Raw genomic sequence first — 9,727 nt, 5'->3', positions numbered from 1 at the left:
TTCGTGATGCTCTCACATCACCGCAAGGACATCGTCGCCTACGCTTCTCTTTCTTCCGATGCAATTGTCAAATAGCCGGAACGAGCTGAACCCGTTCAATCTTCCAGACGCCTCATCGCCCCAGCTTTCACCAGGTTCATAACCTTGCGATCTTAAGCAGAAGAGGCAACAAATCAGCCCCGCCGCTCATTCGCGGCAGCGCCGTCCGTCGATGGCTGCTGTATAGAGGGGCTCTTTCCGCCCGTCAACAGCCGATTTCATTTTTTTGACGGTTGCGTGACGCTTTTTTTGAGAGCCTGTGGAGAGCTCCCGGGCAACCTTCGCTAACTCATTGCCGATACGTGGATATTCGGGGCGGATATTTCAAGCCCCGACCGCCATCTCCCCCGGTCGGGAGCCCGCTTGCCTTCTACACACAGCGGTTCCTGCCTCGCTTTCGGCCAGGCGTCGCCTTCGCGCGCGAGCTATGATGCCCCGCCCTCGGCCCTGTCTTTTCCCCGATCGAGCCGCCCTCCGACTGGAAATTGCGCCCGGAATTCGCAGAATTGTCCTGCACCGCCCCAAATCGGCCCAATTGATCAGGGGTTAAGATGGATCTGGAATTGACCGGCGCGCCCGGCTAGGGCACGGTCCGCCCCCGAGGAAAGGGCAACTTCCTACCAACCTTGCGCCCCGCCTCACGCCTCGGCGTTTTGGGTTCAGCGTATTTCTGGCGGAACGATCGAATTTGTCACCACGGACGACCTATAGAGACAGGCGGCAGGATCGGTACGGGATCGTGGATCCCGGAACGCAGGCGCCGCTTTCGGCGGATGGCGGGCGCGCGCCCGACCGGCGCAAGGTCTCGATCCGCTGGCTGACGGGAACGGTCCTCACCGGCCTGTGCGGTGCCGGCCTCATGGGCGGAGCCGTCTACGCCGCGCTGGACGGCGAATACAGCGTGGGCCATGCCCCGCAGATCGCCCCGGCCGTCGTGCGCGAGAGCGAGGCCCAGACCTCCACGCAGAAGACCGATCGCATCCTGATCCAGACCGATACGATGGAGGCGCATCAGGTCATCCGCGTCTCTACCACCACCAAAGTGGGCGACAAGGACGTCATCAAGGTCAAGCCCTTCGCCCGCGTGCTCGCCAGCCTGCAGATCGCTTCCGGGCCGCTCGCCTCCCAGGTGCCGCCCTATAATCCCCAGGCTCTTTCCGCCGATCCGGATGCGGCCCTGGCGCCGGCCACTGCCCATGTCGAACAGGCGCCCGACGACGGCGAGGTAACCGTGGCCAGCCGCGACCTGGTGGGCGTGAACTTCCAGCCGACCTCCGGCCCCCAACTGCCCGACGAGCAGGTACTCGCTCTGGTGCGGGCGCAGAGCCAGGGCGGCGATCCCTCGGCCGCGATCATCCCCCCTCAATTCGTGGCGCTCGCTGCCGACGACGACCGCGCCGAGAGCGCCGACCTGACGGCATTGCGCGAGACCGACGTGCAGACCGATCCGGACTCGGCGCTGAAGATCACCATCGTGCCCGAGAACTTCACCAATATCGCCAAGACGGCGCCCGAGGTCTCCTCCCGCGAGCAGACCATCACGGTGGAGGACAAGGACACGCTCGCCGCCATTTTGGGACGCCTGGGCGCAACCCCGCAGGAGGTCCAGGACATCGCCAAGGCGCTCGGTGATGCCGGCAAGCTGCATGGCGGGCTGCGCCTGAGGGTCCTGGTCGCCCCGGGAGGGGAAGAGGACGCCCATTCCCGGCCCGTACGCCTGTCGGTCTACAATGCCGACAAGCATCTGGGCACCGTGGTACTCGCCGACACCGGCGGCTATGTTTCCGTGCAGGATCCCAACTCGACCGACATTGCCGCCAACGCCCAGGACAATCAGAGTGGTGACGACGAGGACGAAGGCGACAGCGGCACCGGCATTCGCCTCTATTATTCCATCTATGAGACGGCCCTGAAGCAGCAGGTGCCCAAGGAAATGATCGAGCGCCTGCTGCGCGTCTATGCCTATGATGTCGATCTCACCCGCCATACTCGGCCGGGCGACAATTTCGAGCTTTTCTACGAGCAGGACGATGCCGGCAACCCGGTCGGCGACATCCTCTATACCGCGTTGACCGTGAATGGCGAGCTCAAGCGCTACTATCATTTCGCCAGTCCCGACGACGGCCAGGTCGACTATTACGACGAGGACGGCAAGTCGGCGCGCAAATTCCTGACCCGCAAGCCGATCAATGGCGGCGAGATGCGCTCCACCTTCGGCATGCGCCGCCACCCGATCCTCGGCTATTACAAGATGCACACCGGCGTCGACTGGGCCGACCGCGTCGGCACGCCGATCCTGGCCACCGGCAACGGCACCATCGTCAAGTCCGGCTGGACCAATGGTTATGGCCGCCACATCGAGATCCAGCACGCCAACGGCTATCTGTCGACCTACTCGCACATGAACAGCTTCGCCTCGGGCACGGGCGTCGGCGCCAAGGTCAAGATGGGCCAGGTCATCGGCTATCTCGGCCAGTCGGGTCTGGCGACCGGCCCGCACATCCACTACGAAGTGAAGATCAACGGCAGCTTCGTCGATCCGATGCGCATCAAGCTGCCCCAGGGGCGCGAGCTCAATGGCGATCTGCTCGCCTCCTTCAAGGCCGAGCGCGACCGCATCAACGCCCTGATGAGCAAGGCTCCCGTCGCCGAAATCGCAACCGGCACCAACAAGAGCTGAGGCCGGGTAGGCGTCGGCAAGTGCCCGGCGACTGCCAGCCGCCTTATTTTCGCCAACGCCGCTGCCACCCGACGGCGAGACGCGTTGGAGAAAAATGACTTTTCTTCGACTCGTCATTTTTCTCCAACGCCCTGTTTTGGCGCGTTTTCTTAAGCGAAAAATCTATCAACTCTTCTGGAAAACGCTCTAGTAAATCGTCATGACCGCCATACGGGACACCACCGACCAGAAAAACCTTGCCTTGCTGATCCAGCTGCGCTGGCTCGCCGTGATCGGGCAGGTGATCACCATCCTGTTCGTCGACCTCGTCCTCGGCATCCCCCTGCCGCTGTTCGAGATGGCGGTGGTGATCGGCTTCCTGGTGGCGCTCAACGTCGTCGGCCTGGTCCGGCTGCGCAGCCAGGGCCTGGTGGGCAATACCGAGCTCTTCCTCGAGCTCATGCTCGATGTCGCCGCGCTCACCGTGCAGCTCTATCTCAGCGGCGGCGCCTCCAACCCCTTCATCTATCTCTACCTCCTGCAGGTCATCATCGGCGGTGTCCTGCTGGAGGCCTGGTCGACCTGGACGCTGCTGGCAGCCACCAGCGCCTGCTTCATCGGCCTGGCGACCTTCAACCGCCCCTTGCCGATACCGCCACAAAACAGCGCGGATCTCGCCGACCTGCATGTCCAGGGCACCTTCATCTGCTTCGTGCTGGCGGCAATCCTGCTGGTATTCTTCGTCACCCGCATCAACCGCAACCTGCGTGCCCGCGACGCGCATCTGGCCAGCCTTCGCCAGCAGTCGGCCGAGGAGGATCACATCGTCCGCATGGGATTGCTCGCCTCCGGCGCCGCCCATGAGCTCGGCACGCCGCTGGCGACGCTCTCGGTGATTCTGAGCGACTGGCAACGCATGGAGATGTTCAGCCAGGACGAGGAGATCGCGGCCGAACTCGCCGAAATGCGCGGCCAGCTCGACCGCTGCAAGACGATCGTCACCGGTATCCTGATGTCATCGGGCGAAGTACGTGGCGAAGGTACGCGGCGGACGAGCGTGATCAACTTCTTCGACGAGCTCGTGGAGGAATGGCGAGCCAGCCGATCCCCCGCACGCCTCGATTACAACAACACTTTCGGCACCGATGTCTCCATCGTTTCGGACGATGCCCTCAAGCAGGTGGTGTTCAATCTCTTCGACAATGCGCTCGAAGCCTCGCCCAATTGGGTGGGCATCGCCCTGGAGCGGCGCGGGGAACGGCTCACGCTCTCTGTCACCGACGCAGGGCCGGGTTTCGGCAAGGACATACTGGATCAGCTCGGCAAACCCTATAATTCCAGCAAGAATCGGCCGGGCAGCGGGCTCGGCCTGTTCCTGGTCGTCAATGTCGCCCGCAAGCTGGGCGGCACCGTTACGGCCAAGAATCTGCTGAACGGCGGCGCGCTGGTCGAATTGACCCTGCCGATGGCGACGCTGTCGCCCGAAGGAGTAACCGATGCCTCCCTCCCCGGCTGAACGCCGCCTCATCATCGTCGAGGACGACGCGACCTTCGCCCGGACCTTGCGCAAATCCTTCGAGCGGCGCGGCTATGCCGTCGAGGTCGCCGCCGGCCTCGAGCCGATGCAGGCTTTGCTCGAAGATCACGCGCCGGGCTTTGCCGTTGTCGACCTCAAGCTTGCGGGCGGCTCGGGGCTCGAATGCGTGAAGGCGCTGCATGGCCACGACGCCGCCATGAAGATCGTGGTGCTGACGGGCTTTGCCTCGATCGCCACCGCCGTCGAGGCGATCAAGCTGGGGGCCTGCCACTATTTGGCCAAGCCCTCCAACACCGACGACATCGAGGCGGCCTTCCAGCGCAGCGACGGTGACACCAGCGTGCCGACCACGCAGACCCCGACCTCGATCAAGAATCTCGAATGGGAACGCATTCACGAGACGCTGGTGGAGACGGAATTCAACATATCCGAAACCGCGCGCCGCCTCGGCATGCACCGGCGCACCCTGGCGCGCAAGCTGGAGAAACGGCGCCTGAAATGAGGAATTATCCCGCTCTTCTCTCGCGCACGGTATAGACCAGCCCGCCAAGCGTCATGAGAGCGAGGGCGAACCAGGTCAGCGCGTAGACCAGATGGTTGTTCGGCAGATCGACCACCGTCATGCCGCCGGTCGGAATTTCGCCGGGCTGCCTACGCTCGGCGTCGATGAAATAGGGAGCGACAGCGCCGAGGCCGCGGGCAGCGGCGATTTCAGCCACATCGCGCGAATACCAGCGATCGGCTCCGGCATCGTTGCTGCGCAGGAAGGCGCCCTTGGGTTCGCTGAGCCGCAGCAGCCCGGTCACCGCGGCCGGCCCGGCGGCATTGCCGACCTTGGCGCGTTCTTCCGGCAGCACGAAGCCGCGATTGACCAGCACCGTGAAGCCCTGCTCGGTCTTCAGGGGTGACAATGTCCAGTAGCCGGCCCCGCGGGCCGTGGTCGCCTGCACGAAGACGGGCGGGCGATCGAGGAATTCGCCCGCCAGCCGGATACGGCGGTAGGCGTCCTTGTCGGCGGCGATGGCGGGCCATGCTTCCGGGCCGGGCGGCGGCGCGGGCTCGGCATGGATACGGGCGTCGATGCGGGCGATCAGGTCGAGCTTCCAGCCGAGACGCTGGACCTGCCACACCCCAAGAGCACAAAAACCCGCAAAAGCGACGATGAGCGCCGCCACCATGACGGTAAAACCACGCCGCAAACGTGGTGGCCGGTCCGGCCGGCCACCCGGCGCGGTCATCGTATCGGGCTCACGGCATGTTGCGCATGTCATGTGCCGAGATCGGCATCATGTTGTTGACGAGGTGATACATCACCCACAGCGAACCCGTCAGCGTGATCACCACCAGCACGATGGTGAAGATCAGGGCCATCAGGTTCCAGCCGCCCTCGGACTTGGCATCCATGTGCAGGAAATAGACCATGTGCACGACGATCTGGATCACCGCCAGCGAGATCACGATCAGCGAGGTCGCGACCTTGGATTCGAGTGCGCCCGTCATCACCAGCCAGAACGGGATGAAGGTCAGCACCACCGAAAGGCCGAAGCCGATCAGATAGCTCTTGCGCGAACCATGCGAGGAGCCGTGCTCGTCGTGATGGGAGTCTTGGTGGGTGTGGGCGCTCATCGCAGCATCCCCATCAGATAGACATAGGTGAAGACGCCGATCCAGATGACGTCCAGGAAGTGCCAGAACAGGCTCAGGCACATGAGACGGCGGCGGTTCGCCGAGGTCAGGCCGTAGCGGGCGACCTGCGCCATCAGGGTGAACAGCCAGAGGATGCCGGTGGAAACATGCAGGCCGTGCGTGGAGACCAGCGTGTAGAAGGCGGAGAGGAAGCCGCTGCGCTGCGGCGTCGCCCCCTCATGGATCATGTGCGAGAACTCGTAGAGTTCGATGCCGACGAAGGCCATGCCGAACAAAGCGGTGACCAGGAGCCAGGCCTGGGTCGAGCCGACCTTGTTCTCCTGCATCGAGATCATGGCAAAGCCATAGGTGATGGAGGAGAGCAGCAGCATCGACGTGTTCAATGCCGCCAGATTGAGATCGAACAGATCCTTCGGGGCGGGACCGGCGGCGTAATTGCCGCCGAGCACCCCATAGGTGGCGAACAGGATCGCAAAGATGAGGCAGTCGCTCATCAGATAGATCCAGAAGCCGAGCATGGTGCTCGACCCTTCCGGATGATGCGGTTCTTCCGGCAGATGGAAGACCGGCGCCCGGCTGTCTTCGCTCTCGGTCTGCGGCATCAGGATGGTCTGCGACATCAGCGTTCTCCTGCCGCCGCCAGCAGGCGGGTGCGGGCATTCTCGGCGGTGGCCACCTCCTCGGCGGGGATGTGGAAGTCGCGGTTGTAGTTGAAGGTATGGATGATGACCGCGGCCAGCAAAGCGACGAAGCTGGCGATGGCGAGCCACCAGACATACCAGATCAGCGCGACGGCGCAGACAGCGCTCAGCCCGGCCAGGACGATGCCCGCCCCGGTGTTCTTGGGCATGTGGATGGGCTTGTAGCCTTCCAGCGGGCGCTTGTAGCCGCGGCGCTTCATGTCCGCCCAGGCGTCGAGATCATGCACCACCGGGGTGAAGGCGAAATTGTAGGCCGGCGGCGGCGAGGAGGTCGACCATTCCAGCGTGCGGGCGTCCCAGGGATCGCCCGTGACGTCCTTGAGTTCTTCGCGTTTGCGGAAGCTGACGAAGAACTGCATCAGCATGGCGGCGATGCCGACGGCGATGATCGCGGCGCCGCAGGCGGCGATCACGAACCAGATCTGCAGCGACGGATCCTCGAAATGGCTGACGCGGCGGGTCACGCCCATCAGGCCGAGGACATAGAGCGGCATGAAGGCGACCCAGAAGCCGACCACCCAGCACCAGAACGAGATCTTGCCCCAGAACGGATCGAGCCGGAAACCGAAGACCTTGGGGAACCAGTAGTTGATGCCGGCGAACATGCCGAACAACACGCCGCCGATGATCACATTGTGGAAATGGGCGATCAGGAACAGCGAATTATGCAGCACGAAATCGGCCGGCGGCACGGCCAGGAGCACGCCCGTCATGCCGCCGACCACGAAGGTGAGCATGAAGGCGACCGTCCACATCATCGGCAGCTCGAAGCGGATGCGGCCGCGATACATGGTGAAGAGCCAGTTGAAGATCTTCGCGCCGGTCGGGATCGAGATCACCATGGTGGTGATGCCGAAGAAGGAGTTGACGCTGGCGCCCGAGCCCATGGTGAAGAAGTGATGCAGCCAGACCAGGTAGGACAGGATGGTGATCACCACCGTAGCGTAGACCATCGAGGTGTAGCCGAACAGGCGCTTGCCGCAGAAGGCGGCCGTCACTTCCGAGAAGATGCCGAAGGCCGGCAGGATGAGGATGTAGACCTCCGGATGGCCCCAGATCCAGATGAGGTTCACATACATCATCGGATTGCCGCCGAGGTCGTTGGTGAAGAAGTTGGTGCCGACATAGCGGTCGAGCGACAGCAGGGCCAGCACGGCCGTCAGCACCGGGAAGGCGGCGACGATCAGCACGTTGGTGCACAGCGCCGTCCAGGTGAAGACGGGCATGCGCATCATCGTCATGCCAGGCGCACGCAGCTTGACGATGGTGGCGATCAGGTTGACGCCCGATAACAGCGTGCCCACGCCCGCGACCTGCAGGCCCCATATGTAATAGTCGACCCCGACATCCGGACTATAGGCGATGCCCGAGAGCGGCGGATAGGCGAGCCAACCCGTCTTGGCGAATTCCCCGACGAACAGCGACATCATCACGATGGCCGCGCCGGCCGCCGTCATCCAGAACGAGAAATTGTTGAGGAAGGGGAAGGAGACGTCGCGCGCGCCGATCTGCAGCGGCACCACGAAATTCATGAAGCCGGTGACGAAGGGCATCGCCACGAAGAAGATCATGATGACGCCGTGCGCCGTGAAGATCTGGTCGTAGTGATGGGGCGGCAGATAGCCCTCGGACCCGCCGAAGGCGATCGCCTGCTGCAGGCGCATCATGATCGCATCGGCAAAGCCGCGCAGCAGCATGACCAGCGCCAGCACGATATACATCACGCCGATGCGCTTATGGTCGACACTGGTGAACCATTCGCGCCACAGATAGCCCCAGACGCGGAAATAGGTGAGCGCGCCGAGGAGGCCGATGCCGCCGATGGCGACCGCCACGAAGGTCGCGACCAGGATCGGTTCGTGATAGGGGATGGCTTCAAGCGTAAACCGACCGAAAATCGGGCTCACCGCAACCGTTTCAGAAGACATGGCAAAAACCGCTCGTGAATGAGGTTGCACTTAGCCGGGCTGCGCAGCGGAAAGCTGCGGCGGCTGGAGGGAGGCCGGCGGTATCGCCAGGCTGGCCCCGGTGAGGCCGGCGGGCTTGGGGCTCAGCGCCGAAACGCCGCTCTTCCAGGCATCGAGCGCGCCGGGCCGCGGCACCTCGCAATAATCGGAAACGTAATAGGGTTCCGGGCCGAACACCGCGCCGCGGCGGGCATATTTGTCGTAGAGCAGCGGGCGGACATTGTTGATGCCCTCCTTGCCCAGGCCGCCTTTGGCATCGATCGCCATCATCTTGTCCATGCACATCTGGTCGGGCTTGTTGGGATCGACGCACAGATTCAGGATGGCGCGATAGAGGTCCGGCGCCACCGAAGTATAGTAGCGCACGGGCACGTTCTGGCTCGGCTTCTCCAGAGCGAGATAGGCCGGCCGGTCGAGCGCGCCGGCGTCGCCGGCCTTCGCCTTGGCGATCCACTGGTCGAAACCGGCCTGATCGAGGCCGTGAAAGCGGAAACGCATGCCCGAGAAGCCGGCGCCACTGTAGTTGGAGGAGATGCCCTCGTAATCACCGGGCTTGTTGATCACCGCATGCAGCTTGGTCTCCATCCCCGGCATGGCGTAGATCATGCCCGCCAGCGCCGGCACATAGAAGGAGTTCATCACGGCCGAGGCGGTGATCTTGAAATTGATCGGCCGGTCGACGGGCGCCGCCATCTCGTTGACGCTGGCCACATTATATTCGGGGTAGATGAACAGCCATTTCCAGTCGAGCGCGACGACCTGGACCTCCAGAGGCTTGACATCCTTGGTGACCGGCCGGCCCGCCGCCACGCGTTCGAGCGGGCGATAGGGATCGAGCAGATGCGTTCCCGTCCAGGTGATCGCCCCGAGGATGATGATGATCAGCAGCGGCGCCGCCCAGATCACCAGCTCGAGCTGAGTCGAATGGTCCCAATCCGGCTCGTAGCGCGCCGTCTTGTTGGACTGGCGATAGCGCCAGGCGAACAGCACCGTCAGCGCCATCACCGGGAGGATGATCACCAGCATCAGCACGGTGGAGAACACCAGGAGGTCGCGCTGCTGGGCAGCGATGTCGCCGGAGGGGCTGAGTACCACGGCATTGCACCCCGCCAGCAGGGCCGCCAGGGGCAGGGCCATGGCCAGGCGGGCGAGCTTGCGCAAGCGGACGGAGCTAAAG

General features: G+C 63.6%; 8 protein-coding genes. 3 read left to right on the top strand and 5 right to left on the bottom strand.

The window, feature by feature from the left end:
- The first annotated feature begins 778 nt into the window (after positions 1 to 778).
- The 3 genes from J8I29_RS30495 (at position 779) to J8I29_RS28530 (ending at position 4,737) form a co-directional block, all read left to right on the top strand.
- Positions 779 to 2,719, top strand: coding sequence for a M23 family metallopeptidase (locus J8I29_RS30495; protein ID WP_209434244.1), 1,941 nt, complete (start codon positions 779 to 781; stop codon positions 2,717 to 2,719).
- A gap of 199 nt (positions 2,720 to 2,918) precedes the next feature.
- Positions 2,919 to 4,214 (top strand): ATP-binding protein, encoded by a 1,296-nt coding sequence (locus J8I29_RS28535; RefSeq protein ID WP_209434243.1) that lies wholly within the window; start codon positions 2,919 to 2,921, stop codon positions 4,212 to 4,214.
- The gene (locus tag J8I29_RS28530; protein WP_209434242.1) at positions 4,195 to 4,737 is read left to right on the top strand and encodes a response regulator transcription factor; all 543 of its coding nucleotides are present in this window, start codon (positions 4,195 to 4,197) and stop codon (positions 4,735 to 4,737) included. The genes J8I29_RS28535 and J8I29_RS28530 overlap by 20 nt, the downstream gene beginning before the upstream one ends.
- 4 nt (positions 4,738 to 4,741) lie before the next feature.
- Here J8I29_RS28530 and J8I29_RS28525 read toward each other — a convergent pair whose 3' ends face one another.
- The 5 genes from J8I29_RS28525 to cyoA form a co-directional block, all read right to left on the bottom strand.
- Positions 4,742 to 5,413 carry an SURF1 family protein gene (locus tag J8I29_RS28525; protein WP_245197462.1) on the bottom strand — a complete coding sequence of 224 codons (672 nt, stop codon included), beginning with the start codon at positions 5,411 to 5,413 and terminating at the stop codon, positions 4,742 to 4,744.
- A gap of 70 nt (positions 5,414 to 5,483) precedes the next feature.
- Entirely contained in the window at positions 5,484 to 5,861 is a 378-nt protein-coding gene (cyoD, locus tag J8I29_RS28520; RefSeq protein ID WP_105864206.1) for a cytochrome o ubiquinol oxidase subunit IV, read from the bottom strand.
- Positions 5,858 to 6,502: a cytochrome o ubiquinol oxidase subunit III gene (gene cyoC, locus J8I29_RS28515; RefSeq protein WP_209434240.1), complete on the bottom strand. Its 645-nt coding sequence runs from the start codon at positions 6,500 to 6,502 to the stop codon at positions 5,858 to 5,860. Before cyoC ends, cyoD begins: the two co-directional genes overlap by 4 nt.
- The gene (cyoB, locus tag J8I29_RS28510; RefSeq protein WP_209434239.1) at positions 6,502 to 8,511 is read right to left on the bottom strand and encodes a cytochrome o ubiquinol oxidase subunit I; all 2,010 of its coding nucleotides are present in this window, start codon (positions 8,509 to 8,511) and stop codon (positions 6,502 to 6,504) included. The genes cyoC and cyoB overlap by 1 nt, the downstream gene beginning before the upstream one ends.
- A gap of 30 nt (positions 8,512 to 8,541) precedes the next feature.
- Positions 8,542 to 9,711 carry a ubiquinol oxidase subunit II gene (gene cyoA, locus J8I29_RS28505; RefSeq protein WP_209434251.1) on the bottom strand — a complete coding sequence of 390 codons (1,170 nt, stop codon included), beginning with the start codon at positions 9,709 to 9,711 and terminating at the stop codon, positions 8,542 to 8,544.
- Positions 9,712 to 9,727: the final 16 nt, after the last annotated feature.

This window comes from Labrys sp. LIt4 (genome assembly GCF_017813775.1).
Classification (GTDB): domain Bacteria; phylum Pseudomonadota; class Alphaproteobacteria; order Rhizobiales; family Labraceae; genus Labrys; species Labrys okinawensis_A.
The sequence above is the reverse complement of the archived record's forward strand: the minus strand, read 5'-3'. Positions and strand labels throughout refer to the sequence as shown.

Excerpts from the sequence above, each read along its gene's own strand:
- J8I29_RS28535 (WP_209434243.1), top strand. The coding sequence starts at position 2,919 with ATGACCGCCATACGGGACACCACCGACCAGAAAAACCTTGCCTTGCTG.
- cyoC (WP_209434240.1), bottom strand. The coding sequence starts at position 6,502 with ATGTCGCAGACCATCCTGATGCCGCAGACCGAGAGCGAAGACAGCCGG.
- J8I29_RS28525 (WP_245197462.1), bottom strand. The coding sequence starts at position 5,413 with ATGGTGGCGGCGCTCATCGTCGCTTTTGCGGGTTTTTGTGCTCTTGGG.
- J8I29_RS28530 (WP_209434242.1), top strand. The coding sequence starts at position 4,195 with ATGCCTCCCTCCCCGGCTGAACGCCGCCTCATCATCGTCGAGGACGAC.
- cyoB (WP_209434239.1), bottom strand. The coding sequence starts at position 8,511 with ATGTCTTCTGAAACGGTTGCGGTGAGCCCGATTTTCGGTCGGTTTACG.
- cyoD (WP_105864206.1), bottom strand. The coding sequence starts at position 5,861 with ATGAGCGCCCACACCCACCAAGACTCCCATCACGACGAGCACGGCTCC.